Source organism: Gemmobacter aquatilis, assembly GCF_900110025.1.
GTDB lineage: Bacteria > Pseudomonadota > Alphaproteobacteria > Rhodobacterales > Rhodobacteraceae > Gemmobacter > Gemmobacter aquatilis.
Map to the genome: position 1 here is coordinate 145,056 of NZ_FOCE01000003.1, position 23,806 is coordinate 168,861.

Below are 23,806 nucleotides of genomic sequence, written 5' to 3' on the forward strand. Positions count from 1 at the left end.
CGCCCTAGAAGATCGCGATCCCCGCCGCCAGTTCGGCGAGGCTCGCGATATCCTCGATCACCAGCCGCCCCGCCGCGCCGAAATCCAGCGCCACCTGCCCGCCCAGATCGACGCCCCAGCGCGCCACGATCCCCGCCGCATCCATCCCGGCGATCTGGCGCAGCACCGCATCGTCCAGCGCGATGCGATCGCCCGCGCCGAAATCGCCGATCCGGTCGCGCCCGCCGTCAAACACGAACAGATCCGCCCCCGCCCCGCCAAACAGCGTATCCTCCCCCGCCCCGCCCACCAGCACATCCGCGCCAGACCCGCCCACCAGCAAATCCGCCCCGGCATCGCCGCGCAGCGTATCCGCCCCGCCACCCCCGCGCAGCGCATCATTGCCACCGCCGCCCGCCAGCCGGTTGGCCCCTGCATTGCCCGCCAGCCGGTCATTGCCGCCGCCGCTTTCAATCGCCTCGATCCCGCGCAGCACATCCGCCCCGAACGGCGTATCCTGCGGCCCAAGGATCGACAGCGACAGCGTGAGCGCCCGGTCCCCGCCATAGACCACCGTATCAAACCCCTTGCCGCCGACCAGCCGGTCGTCGCCCATCCCGCCGATCAGCCGGTCATCGTCGCGCCCCCCCGCCAGCGTGTCGTCGCCCGCGCGCCCCTCCAGCCGGTCCGCCCCCGCCCGGCCCTTCAGCCGGTTGCCCAGCGCCGATCCCGCCAGCACATCCGCGCCAGCCCCCGCCACCACCCCCTCGATGCCGCCCAGCACATCGCGGCCCCAGCCCGTCTGCTGCGCCCCGTGCAGCGCCAGATCGACCCGCACCGCCACCGTGCCGCGAAACAGCACCATGTCGAACCCCGCGCCGCCCGCGATCACATCATCGCCCAGCCCGCCCTCCAGCACATCGCGCCCGCCGCGCCCGCCCAGCCGGTCATCCCCCTCGCCGCCGTTGATCCGGTTCGCCCCCGCATCGCCCAGCAAGGTATCGCCCTGCCATCCCCCCAGCAGGTTCTCGATCGAAACCAGCGTATCCACACCCCGCCCGCCGGTGTCCTGCACGCCCGCCAGCGCCAGATCGACCCGCACCCCCACCCGCCCCTCATACGAGGCCCAATCGCGCCCCGCGCCGCCCAGCAGCAGGTCGTCGCCATTGCCGCCCTGCAATACATCGCCGCCGCTGCCGCCGCTCAGCCGGTCATCGCCATCGCTGCCCTCCAGCCGGTCGGCCCCGCCGCCGCCCGCCAGACCGTTGTCGCCCGCATCGCCGCGCAGCAGATCGCGGAACCGGCTGCCCTGCACCGCCTCGATCCCGCTCAGCCGGTCGCCCAAAGCCTCACCCGCCAGCCCCAACCCCTGCGCCAGATCCACCTCCACCCGCCCGCTTGCCTGCGCATAGCTGGCCCAATCGCGCCCCGTGCCCCCAATCAGCCTATCTGCCCCCGCGCCACCCAGCAGCCTGTCGTCCCCCGCGCCGCCGTCCAACCGATCATCGCCGCCCCGCCCCGCCAGCCCATCGCCGCCACCCCGCCCCTCCAGCCGGTTCGCCCCCGCGTCGCCGCGCAGCGCGTCGCCAAAGCGCCCGCCCGCCAGCCCCTCGATCCCGTCATAGCGATCCCCCGCCGCCAGCCCGGCATTGGCCGCAGGCTCCGCCAGATCGGCCACCACCCGCCCGGTCGCCGCGCCATAATCCACCATGTCGAAGCCGCCGCCGCCCTCCAGCAGATCGTCGCCCGCCGATCCCAGCAGCGTATCGTCGCCACTGCCGCCGCTTTGCGTCTCGCGCTGCGGCGTGCCCTCCACCTGCCGACCCGCCTCCACCGCAGGCGCCACCACATGCCACAGCCCGAAGAAATCCGCCGACTGGAACACATCCGGGTCGATATTGCGCCCGTCCGCCGTATAGACATACAGCGCCTCGTCGCCCCAGCGGATCACCACACAGCCGCTTCGCTCTGCCATCGGCAGCACCTCCACCGCATAGATCCGCCCCCAGCCCGACAGATCCAGCCGGTCCTTGCCCAGCTCAAAATCCAGAATCACATCGGTTTCCTGATCACCCGCCAGCACGAACACATCGGCGCCCAGCCCGCCGCGCAGCGTATCGGCGCCGCTGCCGTCGAACAGGATGTCCGCCCCCGCGCCGCCGTCGATGCTGTCATTGCCGCCCCACCCGGCGATCAGATCATCGCGCGCATCGCCCGCCAGCGTGTCATCGCTGCTGCGCCCGGTGATCTGCGGCGCCGGGTCGCCCGGGTCATAGCGCAGGCGGATCACGCCTTCCCCCTCGCAGCCCAGGATCAGCTCGATCCGCCCGCCGCGCACCACCGCTTCCAGCGCGGTGACATTGTCCAGCGCCAGCGCCCCGGTGGCCAGTTGCAGCCCCGCCGCCACCAGCCGCCCGTCGGGCATCAGCACAAAGGCCTGCACCCCCTGATCGCCCCCCGCCGCAAAGACGAAGACCCGATCCCCCACCACCGCCGTTGCCAGCGCGCTGATGCCCTGAAACCGCGTGTCCAGCGTGTCGATCACATGGTCGGTCAGCCGCAGCCCGCCCTTGTCATCCAGCGCCAGCACCGAGATCGAGGATGACCCCGCCCCCGCCACCAGCACCCAGGTCAGGCCCTGCACCTGCACCACCTCCAGCGCCGAAGGCGCCGCGATCCCCAACCCGCCCGAGGCGCCGATCTTCGCCGTCACCTCCAGCCCGCCATCGCCTCGCAAGCGGCCCACCGTCAGCGCATCCTCCGCCGCCGAAAGCGCCAGCACGAAAGACGCGCCGCCCAGCCGCACCACCTCCAGCGCCGCCACGTCAAAGCCCTGCCCGGCGCTGCCCAGCAGCAGATCATCGGCCAGCGCCATCCGCCCCGCCTCGTCAACGCGCCAGACCTGCACCACCCCGCCCGAGGCCGGGGCCAGCAGCACGAACTGCGTGCCGCCCACCGTCGCCACCGCCTGCGCCGTCATCACCCCCGACGGCCCGCCGCCCAGCGTCACCACCGCGCCGATCCGCCCCTGATCGTCCAGCGCGTAACCGCCCGGGCTGCTCGCCCAGCCCCCGGTCCAGATCAGCACCGGCCCCCGGTCCAGCTCCAGCACCGCCACGCGCCCCGGCGCCGACAGCACCGCCCCCGCCGCGATCCCCTGCTGGTCGATCAGCGCCAGCCCGTCGCCGTCGCCCTCAAGCTCAAGCGCCACCAGCCCCCCCCCGGCCCGCGTCGCCGTATACACCTGCACCACGCCCCCCACGACGCGCGTGCAGATATCGGTAATGCCCGCCAGCATCTGCCCGGCGGCCCCCCGAAACGTCCCCAAGACCTCGAAGCCCACAACCCCGATCCCCCAAGATACCCAATGTCACCCGGGTTCAGGATCGGCGCGCGTGCTTTGCAGGCCCTTAACGAAGCATGGCAAGACCCCCGCAAGACCTGCGGCAAGATCAAGGCATTTCCCGCCAATCGGCGCGACTGCCCCGCTTGACGCCCTGCAATTGTCATCGAATCAGAAACAGAACGGGAATCAGAAACAGCGGAAGGTCAGTCCCCTGTGGCACCCGCAGCCGGAGTCACCACCCCGCGCTTCAACCGCGCCTCGCGCCAGGTGATATAGCTGATCGCGCCGATGATTACCCCGCCGCCCAGCAGCACGAACCCGTCCACGCCCTCGCCGAACACCAGCGCCCCCAGCAGCGTCGCCCAGACGAGTTGCAGAAACGTCACCGGCTGCGTCACCGTCAGCGGCGCCACCGCGAAGGCCCGGCTCATGCAGTAATGCGCCACCGTGGCAAACACCGCCACCAAGGCCAGCGCCGCCAGTTGCACCGGCGTCACCGGCACCCAGACCAGCAGCGCCAGCGGCAACAGGCCCAGCGTCACGAACAGGCTCATCATCGCCACCACCATGGCCGCGCCCTCGGTCTGGCTCAGCCGCTTGGCGAACAGATACGACCCGGCGAAACAGAAGGCCGCCCCCAACTGCGCCAACTGCCCCGACCCAAGCTCGCGCAGCCCCGGCCGCAGCACGATCAGCGCACCACAGATCGCCACGCCCACCGCCAGCACCCGCCGCAGCGCCAGCCGCTCGCCAAAGAACACCACCGCGCCCAGCGTCACCAGCACCGGGTTCAGATAGCCGATCGCCGTCACCTCGGCCACCGGCAGCCGCGCCATGGCATAGAACCACAGCACCACCGCCACCGTATGCACCGCCCCCCGCCCGGCATAAAGCGGCAGCGTGCCCGGCGTGACCCCCCGCCGCACCCCCTGCCAGACCGAGGGCAGCAGGAACAGCAAGCCGAAGCCGAACCGCAGAAATGCCGCCTGCGGCGCCGGCAGATCGGTGCCCAGCCAGCGCACCAACCCGTTGACGCCAACAAAGCTCGCGCCCGAGGCCAGCATCCACAAAACGCCCTGCACGGGCCGCAGTTCAGATCGCATCTCGCTCATGCCGCGCAGCCAAACCCAAGCGCCCGCCCGCCGCAAGCCCGGCTTTGTGCCCCGCACAATCCGGGCCCTGCAACCTCACCCGCCCAGCGCCAAGCCCAGCGCCAGCGCCCACATCACGCAGCCCACCGCCACCTCCAGCCAGACCCAGGCCACCGGCCGTGCAAACACCGGCGCCAGCAAGCGCGCCCCGAACCCCAGCGCACTGAAGAAGCTCAGCGAGGCCAGCGACGCCGCCGCCCCGAACACCACCCCATGCGGCGCATATTGCGCCGAGATCGACCCGATCAGCACCACCGTATCCAAGTACACATGCGGGTTGGCCCAGGTGAACAGCAGACACATCGCCACCACCCGCCGCAACGGCGCGGGCGCGCTGGCCGTCGGCAACAGCGCCTCGCCACCCTTCAGCGCCGCGCGAAAGCGCAACGCGCCATACACCGCCAGAAACCCCACCCCCAGCCAGCGCATCGCCACCGCGAACCACGGCGCCGCCGCACTGATCGCGCCAAAACCCGCGACCCCCGCCGCAATCAGCACCGCATCCGACCCGGCGCAAACCGCCACCACCACCGCCACATGCTCGCGCCGCAACCCCTGCCGCAACACAAAGGCATTCTGCGCGCCGATGGCCGCAATCAGGCTCAGCGCCACGAAATACCCCGCCACCGCCGCCTCAACCATGGCGCAGCGCCTCCAGCACCGCCAGCGCCCGCACGGCATCGGCGGAGGCCAGCAGGATATGGTCGTGATGGTAGCCCGCCACCATATTGGCACTGATCCCCGCCTGCGCCAGCGCCGCCGATACCGCCGCCGTCAACCCCACCGCCGCCAGAGACGAATGGATGCGCAGCGTGATGCGGGCAAACGGCCCCTGCACGTCGATCCCCGCCGCCTGCAATGCCGCAAAGGGCGCAATCACCGTCAGCCCCTCCGCCTCGCGGATCAACGCAAAGGGCACGATCCCGCCCGGCAGGTCCGCCACACAGGCATAGCCCCAGCTTTCCCCGTCCAGCTCGGGCGCCATGCCCTCCAGCAACCGCCCCAGATCCGTTTCGCCCACCATGCCCGCCTCCTGCTTTGGGCTTGACATAAACGCGCGGCGCCGGATCAATCCAATTAATCTTTCTTTCTCCGATGAAGCACAGCTAATGCTCGATTATGCCCATCTGCAAACCCTCGCCGCCATCCACCGCCGCGGCAGCTTCGATCTCGCCGCCGCGCAACTGGGCCTCACCCCCTCCGCCGTCTCGCAACGGCTGAAGGCGCTGGAGGATCGGATGGGCAGCCTGCTGATCCGCCGCGGCGCGCCCTGCACCGCCACAGAACCCGGCCTGCGCCTGATCCGCCATTTCGACGAGGTGACCCTGCTCGAAGCCGCCCTCGCGCAAGACCTGCCGCTGCCCGACAGCGGCCCGACCCCGATCCGCCTCGCCGTCAATGCCGACAGCCTCGCCACATGGATCATCCCGGCGCTGGCCGCCTGCGAGGGGATGCTGTTCGATCTGGTGATCGACGATCAGGAATACAGCCAGGACTGGCTGCGCCGGGGCGAGGTGGCGGGCGCCATCACCGCCCATCCCGGCCCGCTGCAAGGCTGCGACACGCTGCCGCTCGGCCGCCTGCGCTATCACGCCACCGCCAGCCCCGAATACATGGCGCGCTGGCTGCCGCAGGGCACCAGTGCCGCCGCCCTGTCCCGCGCCCCGGCGCTGACCTATTCCGACAAGGACCGCCTGCAAGCCGACTGGCTCTCCCGCGCCTGCGGCCCGGCCTTCCCCTTCCCGACGCATCGCATGGCTTCCAGCCAGGCCTTCGTCGATGCCGCCCTTGCGGGCCTCGGCTGGGGTATGAACCCCGCGCCGCTGATCGCCCCGCACCTCGCCTCCGGCGCGCTGGTCGAACTGATCCCCGACACCCCGCTCGACGTGGCGCTGCACTGGCAATTCACCCGCCGCGCCGCCCCCGTCCTCGCCCCGCTGACCCGCGCCCTGCGCGACGCCGCCCGCGCCACCCTGCTCTGACGTCCGCCCCTTCATCCTGGCAAAAATACTCATCTTCTGCCTTGCGCCAAGCCGCAGACGAAGATGGGTATTTAAGCAAAGAAGAAGGGAAAGACCGGCGCCCGGCATGAAAAAGGGCCCCGCAAGGGGCCCCGATCCTGTGGCACAAGGGGTGAACGGCAGGTGCACCGGGGGTGTACCGATGTCACCCCCCCCCTTTTGGCTCAGCCAAGCTGCGCCGCAACCTCGTCCGACATGTCGAAATTATGCGTCACGGTCTGCACGTCGTCATCTTCTTCCAGCATGTCGATCAGCCGCATCAGCTTTTGCGCGGTGTCCAGATCGACCTCGGTGCGCGATTGCGGCTTCCAGATCAGCTTGGATTCGGTGCTTTCGCCCAGCGCCTTTTCCAGCGCTTCCGACACTTCCGACAGCGCCTCGACCGGGCAATAGATCCAGTGGCCCTCCTCGTCGGATTCCACGTCGTCCGCGCCCGCCTCCAGCGCCGCCATCATCACCGTATCGGCATCGCCCGCGCTGGCCGGATAGGAAATTTCCCCAACGCGATCAAAGCTGTGCGCCACCGATCCGGTCTGGCCAAGATTGCCGCCGCATTTGGTGAAATAGCTGCGCACGTTTGATGCGGTGCGGTTCAGGTTGTCGGTCATCGCCTCGACAATGATCGCGATGCCATTGGCGCCATACCCTTCATAGCGGATTTCCGTGTAATCCGCCGCATCACCGCCCAGCGATTTCTTGATCGCCCGTTCAATGACATCCTTCGGCATCGACACCGCCTTGGAGGCTTTCACCGCCAGACGCAGACGCGGGTTCTTGTCGGGATCGGGGTCGCCCATCTTGGCGGCGACGGTGATCTCCTTCGCCAGCTTCGAAAACATCTTGGAGCGCAGCTTGTCCTGCTTGCCCTTCCGATGCTGGATGTTCGCCCATTTAGAATGGCCTGCCATGGCCTCACTCCAGTCCCAATTGCGGTAATGGGCCCCTCTACACCACCGGGGCCGCCTGCGGCAAGCCCCGTCACCCGTTACGGGGCGACGGCGGTCAGCGGCCAGAAGATCGGGATCAGCGCCGAACAGACCAGCCAGCAGATGATGTTCAGCGGCAGACCGATCCGGGTGAAATCGAGAAACTTGTAGCCGCCCGGCCCGTAGACCATCATGTTGGTCTGATACCCCACCGGCGTGGCGAAGGCGAGCGTGGCCGAGAACATCACCGCCACCACAAAGGGCCGCGGATCAACGCCCAACTGCCGCGCCAGTTCGATGGCGATCGGCGTATACAGCACCGCCACGGCATTGTTCGACAGGAATTCCGTCATCACCATGCCCAGCAGATAGATCACGAGGATCACGCCAAAGGGTGGCAGTCCGCGCATCAAGGGCTCGACATGCGACACGATCATCGCCACCGCGCCCGATTGGTCCAGCCCCTCGCCCACCGCGATCATGGCAAAGATCATCGCCAGCAGCCGCCCGTCCACAAAGCCCAGCGCCTCGTCACTGTCGATGCAGCGGGTCAGCAGGATCAGGGCCACGGCAAAGAAGCCGAGCAGAAAGATCGGCGCCAGATCGAAGGACGACAGCGCCACAACGGCAACCAGCGCCCCGATGGCAATCGGCGCCTTGCCGCGGCGATAGGCGCGCTGCTTGGGCTTGGAGACATCGACCATGTCCATGTCATCGGCCAGCCGCTTGATATCCGCCGCAGCCCCTTCCAGCAGCAGCGTATCGCCCACCTGCACCACCAGCTCGTCCAACTGCCGCCCGATATTCTGGCTTTTGCGATGTGCCGCAAGAACATAGACACCATACCGCCGCCGCAGACGCATCTCGCCCAGCGACCGGCCGATCATCCGGCAGCCGGGGGTGATCAGCACTTCCACCGTTTCGGTTTCCACCGAGGACAGCTTGTCCACGATCCGCATGTCGGTGCGGTTCTGCATCCCCAAGAGTTCCGACATTTCGGTGCGCAGCACCACGCGGTCGCCCGATTCCAGCACCGCCGCCTGCAGATCGCGGCGCAGCGACAGATCGCCGCGCAGCACGTCCACCACCCGCACGCCGCTGCGCTTGAACTGCTGCACCTCAAGGACCGGAGTGCCGATCAGCACGGAATCCTCGGGGATCGCAACTTCGGTGAAGTATTTCATGCGCTTGCGATCACCCAGCATCGAGGCCATCGACTGGCGGTCGGGCAGCAGGCGGCGGGCGAACAACGCCATATACAGGCCGCCGACAAGGGTGATCGCAATGCCCAGAGGCGCGATTTCAAACAGCGAGAAATGCTCCATCCCCGCATCATGCGCCGCGCCATCCACCAGCAGGTTGGTCGAGGTGCCGATCAGCGAGATCATCCCCCCCAGCACAGTCATATGGCTCAGCGGGATCAGCAGCTTGGACGGGGCGGAACCGATCCGCGCCGCGATCTGGATCACCACCGGGATCATCACCGCCACCAGCGGCGTGTTGTTCATCACCGAAGAGGCGATCGCGACGAAGGCGAACAGCACGAAAACCGTCAGCTTGGGCCGGTTTCCCGCATGTTCCTCGGCATAGCCGATCAGCAACTCGACCGAGCCGGTCCGCACCAGCCCCCCCATCACCATGAACATCAGCGCGATGGTCCAGGGCGCGGTGTTCGACAGCGCCGAGATCGCCTCTTTCTGCGGCAGGATGCCCAGCAGGATCATCACCGCCGCCCCGCCGATGGCCGTCACCTCGACCGGAAAAGACTCTTTCACGAAGAGCACGAACATCACCAGCAAGATGCCGATGGCCACAAAGGGCTGGATGGATTGCGCCAGTTCGATCCCGAGCATGATGTCTCCGCAAATAAACTCGACCCATCTGGTAGATTATTATTCCACCCAAGGCAAAGGATTCCTGCAGTTTCTTCTCTTCAGCGCGCAAACGATGCAAAATTGGGCGGATCGACCGGCGATCCTGCCCGCCATCAGGGGCGCGATTCTTCCAGCCGCCCGCCAATGCGGATCATCCGCACCCGCAGCGCCTTGCCTGTACGGTCATCCGTCTCGACATAAACCCCCGACAGGGTGGCGGGGCCATTTGCGGGCTGGAACCGCTCTTTCGGCATCCCGGTGATGAAGCGGCGCATCGGCTCCAGCGTCTCCATCCCGATGACCGAGTTGTAGTCGCCGCACATGCCGGCATCGGTCAGATAGGCGGTGCCGCCGTTCAGGATCTGCGCATCGCCCGTGGGCACATGGGTATGGGTGCCGACGACAAGGCTCGCCCGCCCGTCGCACCAATGGCCCATCGCCATTTTCTCCGACGTGGCCTCGCAATGCATGTCCACCACAATGGCCTGCGCCAGCCCGCCCAGCGGATGGGTTTTCAGCGCCGCATCAATGGCCGAGAACGGGTCGTCGAAGGGGCGCTTCATGAAGACCTGCCCCAGAACCTGACAGACCAGCACCTTGCGCCCGCGCGCATCCGAGAACAGCCGCGCCCCGCGCCCCGGTGCCAGCTTGGCAAAGTTCAGCGGGCGGATGATGCGGTTTTCCTGCTCGATGAAGGACAGCATGTCCTTCTGATCAAAGGCATGATCGCCCAACGTCAGGCAATCGACCCCGGCCTTGAGCAGCAGTTTCGCGTGCTCGCCCGTCAACCCCGCGCCAGACGAGGCATTCTCGCCATTGACCACAACGAAATCGAGGCCCCACTCGGCCCTCAGGCCCGGCAGCCGCTCCAGGATGGCCGCGCGCCCGGCACGCCCCATCACATCGCCAAGAAAAAGCAGTTTCATGCCCCAGCACTAGGCAGCCACCGCCGCCGCTGCAAGAGGAAGAATACCACCCGCCTTCATCTTGGCCTAAATATCCTGGGGGTCCGGGGGCGAGCCCCCGGATGCCAGCCGCCGCCCCAAGCGGCACCTGTGGACCGGGGCGCTGCCCCGGACCCCGGGATATTTATACCAAGATGAAAAGGCCGGGCCTTTCCCGGGGCGGGATTGTGGCTATCTTTGCGGGATGAGTGCCCTGCCCCCTTCGTTGTCCGACTGGTTTGCCGCGCAGGGCTGGCAATTGCATCCGCATCAACAGGCCATGCTGGCGCGCGCGGCGGCACGTTCGACCTTGCTGATCGCGCCGACCGGGGGCGGCAAGACGCTGGCGGGGTTTCTGCCCAGTCTGGCAGAACTTGGGGCTGCTCCGAAGGCGGGGCTGCATACGCTCTATATCTCACCCCTGAAGGCACTGGCCGCTGACATCCGGCGCAATCTGCGGCGGCCGGTCGAAGGCGCCGGGCTGGCGATCCGAATCGAGGATCGCACCGGCGATACAACCTATACCCAGCGGCGGCGGCAGCGGGCCGACCCGCCCCATATCCTGCTGACCACGCCGGAAAGCCTGGCGCTGCTGCTGAGCTATGAGGATGCGCCGCGCGTCTTTGCCGGCTTGCAGCGGGTGGTGGTGGACGAGATCCACGCGCTGGCCGAAAGCAAGCGCGGCGATCAATTGATGCTGGCGCTGGCGCGGCTGGAGGCGCTAGCGCCGGGGCTGCGGCGGGTCGGACTGTCGGCGACAGTGGAAGACCCACCCGCGCTGGCGCGATTTCTGGCGCCGGGCACCGAGGTGCTGGAGGCCGATCCGGGGCCTGACCCCGACATCCGCATGTTGCTGACCGAGGCCGCGCCCCCCTGGGCGGGCGGCGGCGGGCGCTATGCCATTCCGGCGATTCTGGACGCGGTGCGCCGCCATCGCACCACGCTGATCTTTCACAACACCCGGGCGCAGGCCGAGATCTTCTTCCGCGATCTGTGGCTGGCCAATACCGATGATCTGCCGATCGGCATCCATCACGGCAGTCTGTCGCGCGAGGCGCGCGAACGGGTGGAACAGGCGATGACCGAGGGGCGGTTGCGGGCGGTGGTCTGCACCGGCACGCTCGATCTGGGGATCGACTGGGGCGATGTGGATCTGGTGATCCAAGTCGGCGCACCGAAGAACGTCAAGCGGCTGGTGCAGCGCATCGGGCGGGCCAATCACCGCTACAACGCGCCGTCAAAGGCACTGCTGGTGCCCGCCAACCGCTGGGAGGTGGTGGAGTGTCACGCCGCCCTGCAGGCCGTCCGCGCCCGGGCGCTGGATGGCGAGCCGCGCGGGCCGGGGCCGCGCGATGTGCTGTGCCAGCATATCCTCGCCACCGCCTGCGCCGGGCCATTCGAGGCGGCGGCGCTGTATGACGAGGTGACAAGCGCCGGGCCCTATACCGGGTTGAGCCGGGCGGAATTCGACGCCTGTCTGGATTTCGCGGCAACCGGCGGCTATGCGCTGCGCGCCTATGACCGCTGGCAGCGGCTGATGCTGCGCGACGGGCGCTGGCAATTGCGCGACCCGCGCGCGGCGGCGGTGATCCGGCAGAATCTGGGCACGATCATCGGCACCGAAACGCTGAAGGTGCGGCTGCGCGGCCGGATGGGTGGGGCGCCGCTGGGCGAGGTGGAGGAAGGCTTTGCCGCCACGCTGACGCAGGGCGATACCTTCCTGATCGGCGGCGAGGTGGTGCGCTATGAAGGGCTGAACGAGTTGACGGTGGAGGTGACACGCCAACCGGGGCGCGAGCCTAAAGTGGCAGTGTTCGGCGGCACCAAATTCGCCACTTCCACCCAATTGTCGGACCGGATTCTGGACCTTCTGCAGCAAGATCGCTGGCCCGACCTGCCCGACCACACCGCGCGCTGGCTGGCCCTGCAGCGCGAAGTGTCCGCCCTGCCCCGCCCCGACCGCCTGCTGTGCGAAAGCTTTCCGCATGAGGGGCGCGAGCATCTGTGCATCTATGGTTTCGCCGGGCGCAATGCGCAGCAGACGCTGGGCCTGCTGGTGACCAAGCGGATGGAGGAAACCGGGCTGGCGCCGCTGGGTTTCGTCTGCACCGATTACGCCACGCTGATCTGGGGGCTGGAGCCGGTGCTGGACATCGGGCCGCTGTTCGACATTGCGGCGCTGCGGGCTGGGTTGGAGACCTGGCTGGCGGGCAATGCGGTGATGAAGCGCACCTTCCGCGATGTGGCGATCATCGCCGGGCTGATCGAGCGGCAGCATCAGGGACGGCGCAAATCCGGGCGGCAGGCGACGTTCTCGTCGGATATCCTGTATGACACGCTGCGCCGTTTTGACCCCGACCATCTGATGCTGCAGATCACCCGCGACGCAGCGATGCGTGGCATGGTGGATTTCGGGCGCATCGAAGAGCGGCTGGCGGCAGTGGCCGGGCGGATCGAGCTGCGGCGGTTACGCAGCGTCACACCTTTGGCCGCGCCGCTGCTGCTTGAGCCGGGGCGCATCCCTGTGCAGGGTGCGGGACGCGAGCGACTGGCCGAGGCTGCGGCAGCGCGGTTGATGGCGGCTGCGGGGCTCGGCTGAGGGAGGGAACCATGGACGCGCGTATCCGCGACAGTTTCGGGCGGCAAAGCCTGATGCAGACCTTTGGCGCCGAAATCACCGGGATCGGCGCCGGAACCGTGACGATCGAGGCGCCGATCCTGCCCGGATCGTGCCAGCAGCATGGCGCGGGCCATGCCGGGCTGACCTTCGCGCTGGCCGACAGTGCAGCGGGCTATGCGGCGCTGACGCTGATGCCCGAGGGCTGCGAGGTGATGACGGTGGAAGCGAAGATCAACCTTCTGGCCCCTGCCATCGGCGAGAAACTGATCGCGCGCGGCGAGGTGGCCAAGGCGGGGCGGCGGCTGACGGTGTGCCGGGCCGAGGTTCACGCGTTGCGCGCGGGCAAAGAGGTCTGCGTGGCGCTGCTGCAGGCGACCATGATCCCGGTCGAGCCCTGACCCGCCCGATTTTTCTGCGAAAAATCGCTGCGGATCGCCCGTTGCCCTTGCCCACCGGCTCGGGCACATCTGGCGCATGAGCGCCTATCGTTTCACCCTTGCCGGATGCGATCTGACCGCCCTGCCCTCGGGCGGGCTGTTCTGGGCCGAGGCCGGGCTGCTTGTGGTGTCGGACCTGCATTTCGGCAAATCGACGCGGCTGGCGCGACGCGGCGGGGCCTTGCTGCCGCCCTATGAAACCCGCGACACCTTGCTGCGGCTGGACGCGGATCTGACGCAGACCGGCGCGACCGAGGTGATCTGTCTGGGCGACAGTTTCGACGACGTGGCGGCGGCGGACGAAATGGAGGCGGCGGACCGGCAGGCGCTGGCGCGGCTGCTGGAGGGGCGGCGCTGGACATGGATCGCGGGGAACCATGATCCGGCACCGGGCGGTCTGGGCGGCCACCATGCGGCAGAGCATCGGCAAGGCGCGCTGACCTTTCGCCATATCGCGGAACCGGGGGCTGTGGGCGAGGTGTCCGGCCATTTCCACCCCAAAGCGCGGCTGGCCGGGCAAAGCCGCCCGTGTTTCCTGCTGTCGCCCGGCGCACGGCTGATCCTGCCCGCTTATGGCTGCTATACCGGCGGGCTGTTCTGCGCAGCACCTGAACTGGCCGCGCTGATGGGTCCGGGGGCGCTGGCGATCCTCACCGGACGGGTGGCGCGGGCGATCCCCTATGCGGCGGCGGCTCAGACCAGCCCGCGCGCCTCGACGGTGGGGCGATAGGTGCGGCTGACCGGCACCGGGGCTGCGCCCTGCAGATGCAGCAGCACCTTGCCACCCGCTTTCTCGGCCCGTTCCACCGCCCACCACGCCACCCAATGCGACCGATGCACCTGCGCGCCCGGCTCGTCTTCCGCCTCGACCATGGCATCGGCAAAACGGATCAGCACGCTGCCCCGCCCCGCCGTGGTGATAACATCGACATAGTGGTCGCGCACTGTCATCGAGATCAGGCGCCCCTGCATGCCGGGGTCGAGCCGCTGCACGATGCGGGGGTGCAGGGGGGCAGGATCCTCCGCCTCCGCCGCAGGGTTGGGTTCGCCTTGTTGGCTTTGGGGGGGATCGAACGAGGCGTAGAAGGCCCCTGTGGCCAGCGAGGTGGCGAAGATGAACACCGCGACCTCGAACAGCGCGGGATGTGTCGTCGGCGCCGAGATCTGGTTGGTCAACGCCTGCAACGGCCAGCTGAGGATCAGCGCCGTGCAGAAAGCGGTCAGAAAAACCGTGCGGCGAGTCTCGCTCAGATCCGGGTGGCGCCGCAGCGCGCCGCGCAAGACCATGGCCAACAGCGTCGCCACCGCTGTTACCGCCCCCCAGAGCACCAGACGACGGGGGAAACCCAGTGCTTCATAGCTGCCGAACGGCCCTGACAAGGCGAAGACCAGGCTCAGCACAGACCATGACACAAACGGAAAGGCCACGCGGACATCGACCCCGAGCCTTTGAAGAAACTGACGCATAAGCTTCGGATACCGTTACCAACCAATATCTTAGGCATAGTCAGAAAGCTCGGGGCGTGCAATCGGCCATTGCTGTGCAACCGCAAATATTGCTGCGGCTGCACTGGATCTCAGGCGGTCAGGCCCTTCGGCTCGGGCAGGCCATGGCTGCGGCAGCAGGCGGTCAGCGTATTGGCCAGCAGGCAGGCGATGGTCATCGGCCCCACGCCACCCGGCACCGGCGTGATGGCGCCGGCCACGGTGCTGGCCGAAGCGAATTCCACATCGCCTACCAGCTTGGTCTTGCCGTCGCGTTCGATCCGGTTGATGCCCACGTCGATCACGGTGGCACCGGGTTTCACGAAATCGCCGGTGATCATCTCGGGCCGACCCACGGCGGCGACGAGGATGTCGGCCCCCCGGCAGACAGCGGCCAGATCGCGGGTGCGGCTATGCGCGATGGTCACGGTGCAGCTGTCGCCCAGCAGCAGTTGTGCCATCGGCTTGCCCACGATGTTGCTGCGCCCCACCACCACGGCATTCAGCCCCGACAGGCTGCCGTGATGGTCGCGCAGCATCATCAGACAGCCCAGCGGCGTGCAGGGCACCATGCTTTTCTGCCCGGTGCCCAGAAGGCCGACGTTGGAAATGTGGAACCCGTCCACATCCTTGGCCGGGTCGATCGAATTGATCACCAGTTCCGAGTTCAGATGCCCCGGCAGCGGCAGTTGCACAAGGATACCGTGGATCGAGGGGTCCGTGTTCAGCCCGGCGATCAGCGCCAGCAGATCGGCTTCCGACGTATCGGCGGGCAGCTTGTGTTCCACCGATTTCATGCCGACCTCGACGGTCTGCTTGCCCTTGGCACCGACATAGACCTGGCTCGCAGGGTCTTCGCCCACCAGCACCACCGCAAGGCCGGGCTGCAGCCCCTGTTCCTCTTTCAGCCGTGCCACATGGGCGGCGACTTCGCTGCGCACCTTGGCCGCAAAGGCCTTGCCGTCGATGATCGTGGCGGTCATGTCGTCTCTCTTTTCAAGGGTTTCAGCGTTCCACCGCAAAGGCGGCAGCGTAATGATCCATCTGCATCCGCGTGGCCAGCACGGCGTTTTTCAACAGCGTGGCCACCGTCACCGGGCCGACACCGCCCGGAACCGGGGTGATCCAGCCCGCCACCTCGGCGCAGCTGGCAAAATCGGCATCGCCCACGGTGCGGCCATCCACGCGGTTGATGCCGATGTCGATCAGCGCGGCGCCGGGTTTCAGCATCTCGCCGGTCACGAGTCCGGGCCTGCCCACGGCGACAAAGACCGCATCGGCGCGGCGCGAATGCACGGCCACCTGGCGGGTCATGTGGTGGCACACCGTCACCGTCGCCCCCAGCCCCATCATCAGGAAGGCGATGGGCTTGCCGACGATCTCGCTATGGCCGATCACGCAGACATCCAGCCCCTCGATGGTCAGCGGCAGGGTTTTCAGAATCTCCACCGCCGCCACGGCGGTACAGGGGCCAAGCGCCAGATCGTTATAGACGATATTGCCGATGCTGGCCGGGTGCATCCCTTCGACATCCTTCAGCGGATGCACGGCTTTTTGCAGTGCCTTCACCGGGATATGGGCGGGCAAGGGGCGCTGGATGATGATGCCGTTCACCCGCGGATCGGCGTTCAGACCCAGCAGAACGCCGGTCAACTGCTCCAGACTGATCTCGGCAGGATAATTGCGCGCCTCGAAGGCCACGCCTGCCGATTCCGCCTGTTTCTGTTGATTGCGCACATAAAGCTCGGCTGCGGCCACGTCGCCGACCGAGATCGACACCAGCCGCGGCTGCCAGCCCTTGGCGGCAAGCACCCCGGCTTCGGCCCTGATTTCTTCGCGCATCCGGGCGGCAATGGCGCGCCCGTCGATTTCCGTTGCCGTCATGCCATTCCCCCGCCGGGGTCAGGCCCCCAGCACCTTTTCTTCGCGGTCGATCGACCAATCGACTATCCGCCGCCACAAAGCCTCGACCAGATCGGCATCCAGACTTGCGGCCACCGCCTTGGCCCGCACATTGGCGACCACGGCTTCCACCCGGTCGTCGATGCGGGCCGGCAGGCCCTCGGCCGGTTTCAACTCGGCGGCACGGTCGATATACCGCACACGTCGTGCCAGAAGGGCGACGATTTCGCCATCCAGCGCGTCAATCTCGACACGCAGCTCAGCCATGTTGCGGCAATCGGCGGGGAGCTTCATTGCAAATCTCCTTGAACCCTGCCCGCGAGGTAGCCGCTTGGAAGCGCAAGTTCAAGCCGTTGCCGCGCTGCGGCGCCAGGGTGCCCGGCGCCGCAGGATTGCTCAGAACAACCCTTCGACGAAACCCTGATCGTTCAGCCGGATCACCTCGGCACTGGGAACCTTGGGCAGGCCCGGCATCGTCATGATCTCGCCGCAGATCACCACGACAAACCCCGCCCCGGCCGAAAGCCGCACCTCGCGCACCGGCACCGAATGGCCGGTGGGTGCGCCGCGCAGGTTGGGATCGGTCGAGAAACTGTATTGCGTCTTGGCCATGCAGACCGGCAAATGGCCATAGCCCGCCAGTTCCCAAGCCTTCAACTGGTCACGGATCGCCTTGTCGGCCAAGACGGCATCGGCGTGATAGATGCGCTTGGCGATGGTTTCGATCTTCTGGAACAGCGGCATGTCATCGGGATACAGCGGCGCAAAATGCGCGGCGCCACTTTCGGCCAGACTGACCACCTTGCGCGCCAGATCCTCGATCCCTTCCGAGCCTTTGGCCCAGTGCTGGCACAGGATCGCCTCGGCCCCCTGCCCCGCGACGTAATCCTTCACCGCCTGCACCTCGGCCTCGGTATCGCTGAAGAAATGGTTGATCGCCACGACCACCGGCACGCCAAAGCCCTTCACATTGCCGATATGGCGGCCAAGGTTGGGGCAGCCTTTTTTCACCGCCTCGACATTCTCGGCCCCCAGATCGGCCTTGGCCACGCCGCCATTCATCTTCATGGCGCGCACCGTGGCCACAATCACCGCCGCCGCCGGTTTCAGCCCTGCCTTGCGGCATTTGATGTCAAAGAACTTCTCGGCGCCAAGGTCGGCACCGAAACCTGCCTCAGTCACCACATAGTCGCCCAGCTTCAGCGCGGTCTGGGTGGCGATGACCGAGTTGCAGCCATGGGCGATATTGGCAAACGGCCCGCCATGCACGAAGGCAGGGTTATTCTCCAGCGTCTGCACGAGGTTGGGCTGCATTGCATCCTTCAACAGCACGGTCATCGCGCCATCGGCCTTGAGATCGCGGCAATAGATCGGCTGCTTGTCGCGGGTGTAGGCCACCACGATGTCGCCCAGCCGCTTTTGCAGATCTTCCAGATCTTTCGACAGGCACAGGATCGCCATGACCTCGGACGCCACGGTGATGTCGAACCCGGTCTGCCGCGGAAAGCCGTTCGACACGCCGCCAAGGCTGACCACAATGTCACGCAGCGCGCGGTCGTTCATGTCCATCACCCGGCGCCACATCACGCGGCGTTCGTCGATGCCAAGGGTGTTGCCCCAGTAGATATGGTTGTCGATCAGCGCCGACAGCAGGTTATGGGCGCTGGTGATAGCGTGGAAATCGCCGGTGAAGTGAAGGTTCATCTCCTCCATCGGCACCACCTGCGCCATGCCACCGCCTGCCGCGCCGCCCTTCATGCCGAAGTTCGGGCCAAGCGAGGCCTCGCGGATACAGATCACCGCCTTCTTGCCGATGCGGTTCAGCCCGTCGCCAAGGCCCACGGTCGTGGTGGTCTTGCCCTCGCCCGCAGGGGTCGGGTTGATCGCGGTCACCAGGATCAGCTTGCCGTCAGGGCGATCCGCCAGCGAGCGGATGAAGCTCTGGCTGACCTTGGCCTTGTCATGGCCGTAGGGCAGCAGATGTTCCGCCGGAATTCCCAGCGCGGCGCCGATTTCCATGATCGGCTTTTTCCGCGCATCGCGGGCGATTTCGATATCCGTCCTGAAGGCCATGTCTCTCTCCCTTGGGTGTGGCACCCATCTTTTGTTTTGCTGAGACGATAGCCGCGGTTTTGCCCGCTGCGAGGCGCATTTCCGACTCCGGTGGTGAAAATTTTGCCAGTGTTTGTTTCCAATCGGAAAAAATGGAATGCATTGGTAGAATTTTTCCACTTATGGAATTTTAATTCCAATGCTTGCGCTGGCCTGCGCGAATCAATCAGACCGCCGCAGCAGCAGAAACAGGCGGCGAAAGGGCATCAGCGCGCCACCATCGGCCAGACGGGGATAGGCCTGTTCCAGCGCCGCGTCATAGGCGGCGCGAAACCGGGTCTGCTCGTCCGCATCCATCTGCGCCAGAAATGGCCGCATCGCGGTGCTTTCGGTGAAGGCGCGCACGGGATGGCCCTCTGCCACCGGGCCAAGGTGTTGCAGGTATTCGCTCTCCCACAGGGTCACATCGCCCAAGGGCGCGAGGCGCTGCCAATAGGCGGCAGGCGACGCGACCGGCGGCACATAGGCCGAAAAATCGAACCGGTCGGGAAACAGCCGCTGCGCAAGTTGCCGCAACAGCAGATGAGAGGGCGCGTCGAACTGCCGGGGCATCTGCACCGCCAACGTGCCGCCCGCAGCAAGGCAGCCCACAAGTTGCGGCAACAGCGCGGTGTGATGCCCCAGCCAATGAAGGGCCGCGTTGGAAAAGATCAGTGCGGGCGGGGCCTCGGGCTGCCACGCGGCGATTTCGGCCAGTGTGGTGGCGTCATAGCCCTGCGCCTCGGCCAGCATGGCGGGCGAATTGTCCACCCCGATCAGGCACCGATAGGGGAAACGGGTGCGCAAGGCGCCCGCTACCGCGCCATTGCCACAACCAAGGTCGATCACATCCCCGGCAGGCAGATCACCAACCTGCGCCAGAAGATCCAGCGCCGGGCGCAAACGCAAACCCCGGAACCTTGCATAGGCCCCGGGGTTCCAATCTGTTGCAGGGCCGGCCAAGGGTCAGGCCATCGGTTCGGGCTCAAGCCCGCCTTCAGGCTTGGCCACCTTCGGCTTGGTCTTGGGGATCGAGATCACCGACCCCCCGTCGCCCGACGATCCGCTGTTGTCATCGCCGCCCAGAACCTCGCCCGCGATCACCCGGCGGATTTCATCGCCGGTCAGCGTTTCGTATTCCAGCAGGCCCTTGGCGAGCCGTTCGAACTCTTCCGCCTTGTCCAGCAGCACCTGACGCGCGGTGTCATAGCCTTCGTCGATCAGGCGCTTCACCTCGGATTCGATCAGCTTCTTGGTTTCCGCCGACACCGAGAAACCGCCGGTATTGCCCTGATAGCCCTCATGCGCTTCGGCATAGTCGATATTGCCGACCAGATCCGACATGCCCCAGCGCATCACCATGGCGCGCGCAAGGCTGGAGGCTTGCTGAATATCGCCCGCCGGGCCGGAGGACACGCCTTCCTCACCATATTTGATGATCTCGGCCGCCTTGCCCGCCATGGTCATGGCGATCTTCTGCTTGCCTTCGTCCTTGTGCATGTTCAGCCGGTCCATCTCGGGCAGGCTGACGACCATGCCAAGCGCGCCGCCGCGCGGGATGATGGTTGCTTTATACACCGGGTCGCATTTCGGCATGTTCATACCGACGATCGCATGGCCCGCCTCGTGATAGGCGGTCTTTTCCTTCTGGTCCTGCGTCAGCACCATCGACCGGCGCTGTGCCCCCATCATCACCTTGTCCTTCGCATTTTCGAAGTCTTCCATGGTGACGAACCGGCGGCCCACGCGGGCGGCCATCAGCGCCGCCTCGTTGACAAGGTTCATCAGATCGGCGCCCGAAAAGCCCGGGGTGCCGCGCGCGATGGTGCGCAGATCGACATCTGGGCCAACCGGCACCTTGCGGGCGTGCACGGTCAGGATCTTCTCACGCCCCTTGATGTCGGGGTTCGGCACATGGATCTGGCGGTCAAAGCGGCCGGGGCGCAGCAGCGCCGGGTCCAGCACGTCCTTGCGGTTGGTGGCGGCGACGATGATCACACCCTCGTTCGCCTCGAACCCGTCCATTTCGACCAGAAGCTGGTTCAGCGTCTGTTCGCGTTCGTCATTGCCGCCACCGATGCCCACGCCACGGGCGCGGCCCACGGCGTCGATCTCGTCGATGAAGACGATGCAGGGGGCGTTTTTCTTGGCCTGTTCGAACATGTCGCGCACGCGAGATGCACCCACACCCACGAACATTTCCACGAAGTCAGAGCCGGAGATGGTGAAGAACGGCACCCCGGCCTCGCCTGCGATGGCGCGGGCCAGCAGGGTTTTACCCGTGCCGGGCGGGCCGACCAGCAGCGCGCCTTTCGGGATCTTGCCGCCCAGACGGCTGAACTTCTGCGGATTGCGCAGGAATTCAACGATCTCTTCCAGCTCTTCCTTGGCCTCGTCGATCCCGGCCACGTCATCAAACGTCACGCGGCCATGCTTTTCCGTCAGCAGCTTGGCGCGCGATTTGCCAAAGCCCATGGCGCCGCCTTTGCCGCCGCCCTGCATCCGGTTCATGAAGAAGATCCAGACGCCGATCAGCACAAGGAACGGCAGCCACAGCGAGATCAGCGACAGGAAGCCCGATTGTTCCTGCGGTTCGACCCGCACTTCCACGCCCTTGCCGATCAGGCGGGTGGCGATCTCTTCGCCCTCGGGCTTCACCGTGGCGTAGGTATTGCCATCCTTGCCACGCACCAGAACACGTTCGCCATCCAGTGTGACGCTGGCCACCTGGCCCTCGTCGACCCGCGAGACGAAATCGGAATAGGACAGGTTGCGCGAGGCGGAGGTGGTGGTCCCGCCGCTGAACATGTTGAACAGGGCAAGGATCAACAGGAACAGAACGACCCAGAAAGCGATATTTCGTGCGTTACCCACGCGGGAACTCCTTGGCAGCAGGCGCGCACCCTCTGGACACGCGGCGTTGCGCTTAAAATAGACATTAGCGGCTCGGGTTCAATGCGATAAGATGAACATTCCGAACGAGGGGCTGAGTGTTGCCTGCCATTCTGCGCCCTTGCCTGCAAGTGGCGCGGCAATCAGCCGCTGCCCCTGCCAGATTGCGGGGGTGGCCAGCAGGGTTTCGTGCCCCAGTCCGGTGGCCCGCCAGTCCGGGCAGGCGGCAAGTCCGCCAGCCCCCAGCGCGCCGATCCGCAGGTCTGGTGCGTGCGGGCCGTGCAGGCGCCAGCGGTGATCCCAAAGGTCGGTGGACGCGACAGGTGGCATGACGGCACGCGGCTCGCGCTGGATCAGCAGGGCATCACCCTGCGGGCGAAAGCGCAGCCCGGCCAGCGTCGCCGCACGGCCTTCGGCCAAGGCCAGGCCCAACCGCGCCACCTGCGTCGCGCGGGGGGGGTAGTCGGCACCGCCGAACCACAGAAGGGCCGCGAGCAGCAGGCGGCGGCGCAACTCGTCCGGCAGGGCGAAAAACCGCGCCGGATCAAGACGCAGCGCCCCGTCCTGTTCCGTGACACAGACCTCGGCGGCCTGCGCCGTGGCCAGCACCAACGCGTCCCGTGCCGCCGTCAGATTCCGGGCCGAGGCCGCAATGCTTTCCGCCGTGATGCCCAAAGGCGCCAGCGCTTGCAGCGCCCGGCGGGCCTTCACACGGGTGAAGCGGGGGTTTTCATTGCTGGGATCGTCAATCCAGCCGATACCTTGGGCGCGCAGATAATCGCGCAGCGCTGCGCGGCTGTGCCCCAGCAGCGGGCGCGCCCAACGAATACCCTGATCCGTCCAGGCCAGACGCATCGCCGACAGCCCGTCGAGCCCGGCCGCCCGGCCCAGATTCATCAGAAAACTTTCCGCCTGATCATCCGCCGTATGCCCCAGCGCAACATGGCCGATTCCCCGCGCCCGCGCCCAATCGGCGATCAGCTGGGCCCGGGCACGGCGGGCCTGATCCATCAGGTTGCCTGCACCTTCAGGCCGGTGCCAGTGCAGGGTAGAATGGGGAATACCATGCATTGCGCAGAAATCAGCCACAAACAGGGCCTCATCTGCCGCCTCGGGGCGCAATCCGTGATCCACCGTCACCGCCTCGACCACCCAGCCGGCCCATGGCGCCACGGCGCCCAGCAGATGCAGCAGCGCCATGGAATCGCCGCCGCCGGACACCGCAACACCGATCCGATGCGGAGTATCCGGCGCGAAGGCGGCCCGCGCATCCTGCGACAGCCGATCTCCCGCAGCAGCCGTCACGCGGTCACTGGCACGCAAGCCCGGCCAGCACCGTGCCTGCCTCGGTCGCCGCTGCCGTGCCGGGAAAACGCGTGCCGACCTCTTGCAGCGTAATGCAGGCCTCGCTGACCTGTTGCAGGTCGGCCAGAGCGCGGCCCAGCTTCATCAGCGCATCGCCTGCCATACTGCCCTCGGGCTGCCCCGAAAACGCATCAAGATAGGACCGCGCCGCATTCGCCGTGTCGCCGGTCTGTTTCAGCGCGTCGCCGCGCAGAACCAGCGCCTCCTGCATCAGGGGGCTGCCCGGGTAGGACGTGGCAAAGGTCGCAAACTTTTCCGCGGCGGTTCGAAAGTCACCCTGACCGAGCACCTCCTTGGCCCGGTCAAAATCCTCCTGTTCGCCGACGGCAAGTTCGGCTCCCCCAGAGGTCGGGGCGGTTGCAAGGGGGGCGGCAGCCGGGGCTGCGGCGGTGGTATCACCGCCCAGCGGCGCCGTGGGAGCCATGGCGCCGACATCGCCGCCTTCCAGTTCCACCACCCGGAACTCCAGATCGCCCAGCCGGTTGGTGCCGTCCGACACCACCCGGTTCAGTTTCAGCTCGATCTGTTCGGTATTCGCGGTGAGGCGGGTCAGCGCCGCCTCGATCGCATCCAGCCGTTGTAGCGCCGATCCCCCGGCCACGCCGGAGTTGACGCCACCCGTAGAGATCAACTCTTGCTTCAACGCGGTGAATTCGGCGTTCAACGCGCCGATTTCCGCCTTGATATCCGCCAGCGTCTGCGCCCGGTCCTGACCGAAGGTCAGGCCCGGAACCAGCATCAGCGCCAGCGCGAAGACGCTTGCGCGCATGGGA

The 23,806-nt window shown here is 66.9% G+C and carries 20 protein-coding genes; 4 read left to right on the forward strand and 16 right to left on the reverse strand.

Going from position 1 to position 23,806, the window contains the following annotated elements:
• Positions 1 to 4: 4 nt before the first annotated feature.
• From BMX43_RS07565 to BMX43_RS07580, 4 genes are all read right to left on the reverse strand, one after another.
• A complete protein-coding gene (locus BMX43_RS07565) occupies positions 5 to 3,322 on the reverse strand; it encodes a calcium-binding protein (protein ID WP_139201546.1) in 3,318 nt (1,105 codons plus the stop codon).
• A 206-nt stretch (positions 3,323 to 3,528) separates the two neighbouring features.
• A complete protein-coding gene (locus tag BMX43_RS07570) occupies positions 3,529 to 4,437 on the reverse strand; it encodes a DMT family transporter (RefSeq protein ID WP_245749409.1) in 909 nt (302 codons plus the stop codon).
• Between the two features lie 75 nt (positions 4,438 to 4,512).
• Positions 4,513 to 5,118, reverse strand: coding sequence for a LysE/ArgO family amino acid transporter (locus BMX43_RS07575; protein ID WP_091299574.1), 606 nt, complete (start codon positions 5,116 to 5,118; stop codon positions 4,513 to 4,515).
• Positions 5,111 to 5,500 carry an ACT domain-containing protein gene (locus tag BMX43_RS07580; RefSeq protein ID WP_091300175.1) on the reverse strand — a complete coding sequence of 130 codons (390 nt, stop codon included), beginning with the start codon at positions 5,498 to 5,500 and terminating at the stop codon, positions 5,111 to 5,113. The genes BMX43_RS07575 and BMX43_RS07580 overlap by 8 nt, the downstream gene beginning before the upstream one ends.
• An 85-nt stretch (positions 5,501 to 5,585) precedes the next feature.
• Between BMX43_RS07580 and BMX43_RS07585 the strand changes: the two genes are divergently transcribed.
• Positions 5,586 to 6,458 (forward strand): LysR family transcriptional regulator ArgP, encoded by an 873-nt coding sequence (locus BMX43_RS07585; RefSeq protein WP_091299578.1) that lies wholly within the window; start codon positions 5,586 to 5,588, stop codon positions 6,456 to 6,458.
• Between the two features lie 203 nt (positions 6,459 to 6,661).
• Here BMX43_RS07585 and BMX43_RS07590 read toward each other — a convergent pair whose 3' ends face one another.
• The 3 genes from BMX43_RS07590 to BMX43_RS07600 all read right to left on the reverse strand — a co-directional run bounded on the left by BMX43_RS07590 (position 6,662) and on the right by BMX43_RS07600 (position 10,223).
• A complete protein-coding gene (locus BMX43_RS07590; RefSeq protein WP_091299582.1) occupies positions 6,662 to 7,405 on the reverse strand; it encodes a YebC/PmpR family DNA-binding transcriptional regulator in 744 nt (247 codons plus the stop codon).
• A 77-nt stretch (positions 7,406 to 7,482) separates the two neighbouring features.
• Positions 7,483 to 9,276 carry an SLC13 family permease gene (locus BMX43_RS07595; RefSeq protein WP_091299586.1) on the reverse strand — a complete coding sequence of 598 codons (1,794 nt, stop codon included), beginning with the start codon at positions 9,274 to 9,276 and terminating at the stop codon, positions 7,483 to 7,485.
• Positions 9,277 to 9,410: 134 nt separating this feature from the next.
• Complete coding sequence (locus BMX43_RS07600) at positions 9,411 to 10,223, reverse strand: TIGR00282 family metallophosphoesterase (protein WP_091299589.1); 813 nt, start codon at positions 10,221 to 10,223, stop codon at positions 9,411 to 9,413.
• A 223-nt stretch (positions 10,224 to 10,446) separates the two neighbouring features.
• Between BMX43_RS07600 and BMX43_RS07605 the strand changes: the two genes are divergently transcribed.
• The 3 genes from BMX43_RS07605 (at position 10,447) to pdeM (ending at position 14,028) form a co-directional block, all read left to right on the forward strand.
• The gene (locus tag BMX43_RS07605) at positions 10,447 to 12,840 is read left to right on the forward strand and encodes a ligase-associated DNA damage response DEXH box helicase (protein WP_091299593.1); all 2,394 of its coding nucleotides are present in this window, start codon (positions 10,447 to 10,449) and stop codon (positions 12,838 to 12,840) included.
• Between the two features lie 11 nt (positions 12,841 to 12,851).
• On the forward strand, positions 12,852 to 13,259 hold the full coding sequence (locus BMX43_RS07610; RefSeq protein WP_091299597.1) for a PaaI family thioesterase: 408 nt from the start codon (positions 12,852 to 12,854) through the stop codon (positions 13,257 to 13,259).
• A gap of 76 nt (positions 13,260 to 13,335) precedes the next feature.
• Complete coding sequence (gene pdeM, locus BMX43_RS07615; RefSeq protein WP_091299601.1) at positions 13,336 to 14,028, forward strand: ligase-associated DNA damage response endonuclease PdeM; 693 nt, start codon at positions 13,336 to 13,338, stop codon at positions 14,026 to 14,028.
• On the opposite strand, the gene BMX43_RS07620 is transcribed toward pdeM, so the two are convergent.
• The 9 genes from BMX43_RS07620 to ybgF all read right to left on the reverse strand — a co-directional run bounded on the left by BMX43_RS07620 (position 13,992) and on the right by ybgF (position 23,802).
• The gene (locus BMX43_RS07620) at positions 13,992 to 14,726 is read right to left on the reverse strand and encodes a LytTR family DNA-binding domain-containing protein (protein ID WP_217643941.1); all 735 of its coding nucleotides are present in this window, start codon (positions 14,724 to 14,726) and stop codon (positions 13,992 to 13,994) included. The genes pdeM and BMX43_RS07620 overlap by 37 nt on opposite strands.
• A gap of 149 nt (positions 14,727 to 14,875) precedes the next feature.
• Positions 14,876 to 15,766, reverse strand: coding sequence for a bifunctional methylenetetrahydrofolate dehydrogenase/methenyltetrahydrofolate cyclohydrolase FolD (gene folD / locus BMX43_RS07625; protein ID WP_091299608.1), 891 nt, complete (start codon positions 15,764 to 15,766; stop codon positions 14,876 to 14,878).
• A 22-nt stretch (positions 15,767 to 15,788) separates the two neighbouring features.
• Positions 15,789 to 16,667, reverse strand: coding sequence for a bifunctional 5,10-methylenetetrahydrofolate dehydrogenase/5,10-methenyltetrahydrofolate cyclohydrolase (locus BMX43_RS07630; protein ID WP_091299612.1), 879 nt, complete (start codon positions 16,665 to 16,667; stop codon positions 15,789 to 15,791).
• Positions 16,668 to 16,685: 18 nt separating this feature from the next.
• Positions 16,686 to 16,979, reverse strand: coding sequence for a chorismate mutase (locus BMX43_RS07635; protein WP_091299615.1), 294 nt, complete (start codon positions 16,977 to 16,979; stop codon positions 16,686 to 16,688).
• A gap of 102 nt (positions 16,980 to 17,081) precedes the next feature.
• Positions 17,082 to 18,758, reverse strand: coding sequence for a formate--tetrahydrofolate ligase (locus BMX43_RS07640; protein WP_091299619.1), 1,677 nt, complete (start codon positions 18,756 to 18,758; stop codon positions 17,082 to 17,084).
• A gap of 201 nt (positions 18,759 to 18,959) precedes the next feature.
• Entirely contained in the window at positions 18,960 to 19,739 is a 780-nt protein-coding gene (locus tag BMX43_RS07645) for a methyltransferase domain-containing protein (RefSeq protein WP_091299622.1), read from the reverse strand.
• 3 nt (positions 19,740 to 19,742) lie between these two features.
• Positions 19,743 to 21,650 (reverse strand): ATP-dependent zinc metalloprotease FtsH, encoded by a 1,908-nt coding sequence (ftsH, locus tag BMX43_RS07650; protein WP_091299625.1) that lies wholly within the window; start codon positions 21,648 to 21,650, stop codon positions 19,743 to 19,745.
• Between the two features lie 78 nt (positions 21,651 to 21,728).
• Entirely contained in the window at positions 21,729 to 22,991 is a 1,263-nt protein-coding gene (gene tilS, locus BMX43_RS07655; RefSeq protein ID WP_139201547.1) for a tRNA lysidine(34) synthetase TilS, read from the reverse strand.
• Positions 22,978 to 23,802 carry a tol-pal system protein YbgF gene (ybgF, locus tag BMX43_RS07660; RefSeq protein WP_091299631.1) on the reverse strand — a complete coding sequence of 275 codons (825 nt, stop codon included), beginning with the start codon at positions 23,800 to 23,802 and terminating at the stop codon, positions 22,978 to 22,980. The genes tilS and ybgF overlap by 14 nt, the downstream gene beginning before the upstream one ends.
• Positions 23,803 to 23,806: the final 4 nt, after the last annotated feature.

Coding starts and splice junctions, on each gene's coding strand:
- BMX43_RS07570 (WP_245749409.1), bottom strand. CDS start 4,437: ATGAGCGAGATGCGATCTGAACTGCGGCCCGTGCAGGGCGTTTTGTGG.
- BMX43_RS07575 (WP_091299574.1), bottom strand. CDS start 5,118: ATGGTTGAGGCGGCGGTGGCGGGGTATTTCGTGGCGCTGAGCCTGATT.
- BMX43_RS07580 (WP_091300175.1), bottom strand. CDS start 5,500: ATGGTGGGCGAAACGGATCTGGGGCGGTTGCTGGAGGGCATGGCGCCC.
- BMX43_RS07585 (WP_091299578.1), top strand. CDS start 5,586: ATGCTCGATTATGCCCATCTGCAAACCCTCGCCGCCATCCACCGCCGC.
- BMX43_RS07590 (WP_091299582.1), bottom strand. CDS start 7,405: ATGGCAGGCCATTCTAAATGGGCGAACATCCAGCATCGGAAGGGCAAG.
- BMX43_RS07595 (WP_091299586.1), bottom strand. CDS start 9,276: ATGCTCGGGATCGAACTGGCGCAATCCATCCAGCCCTTTGTGGCCATC.
- BMX43_RS07600 (WP_091299589.1), bottom strand. CDS start 10,223: ATGAAACTGCTTTTTCTTGGCGATGTGATGGGGCGTGCCGGGCGCGCG.
- BMX43_RS07605 (WP_091299593.1), top strand. CDS start 10,447: ATGAGTGCCCTGCCCCCTTCGTTGTCCGACTGGTTTGCCGCGCAGGGC.
- BMX43_RS07610 (WP_091299597.1), top strand. CDS start 12,852: ATGGACGCGCGTATCCGCGACAGTTTCGGGCGGCAAAGCCTGATGCAG.
- pdeM (WP_091299601.1), top strand. CDS start 13,336: ATGAGCGCCTATCGTTTCACCCTTGCCGGATGCGATCTGACCGCCCTG.
- folD (WP_091299608.1), bottom strand. CDS start 15,766: ATGACCGCCACGATCATCGACGGCAAGGCCTTTGCGGCCAAGGTGCGC.
- BMX43_RS07630 (WP_091299612.1), bottom strand. CDS start 16,667: ATGACGGCAACGGAAATCGACGGGCGCGCCATTGCCGCCCGGATGCGC.
- BMX43_RS07635 (WP_091299615.1), bottom strand. CDS start 16,979: ATGAAGCTCCCCGCCGATTGCCGCAACATGGCTGAGCTGCGTGTCGAG.
- BMX43_RS07640 (WP_091299619.1), bottom strand. CDS start 18,758: ATGGCCTTCAGGACGGATATCGAAATCGCCCGCGATGCGCGGAAAAAG.
- ybgF (WP_091299631.1), bottom strand. CDS start 23,802: ATGCGCGCAAGCGTCTTCGCGCTGGCGCTGATGCTGGTTCCGGGCCTG.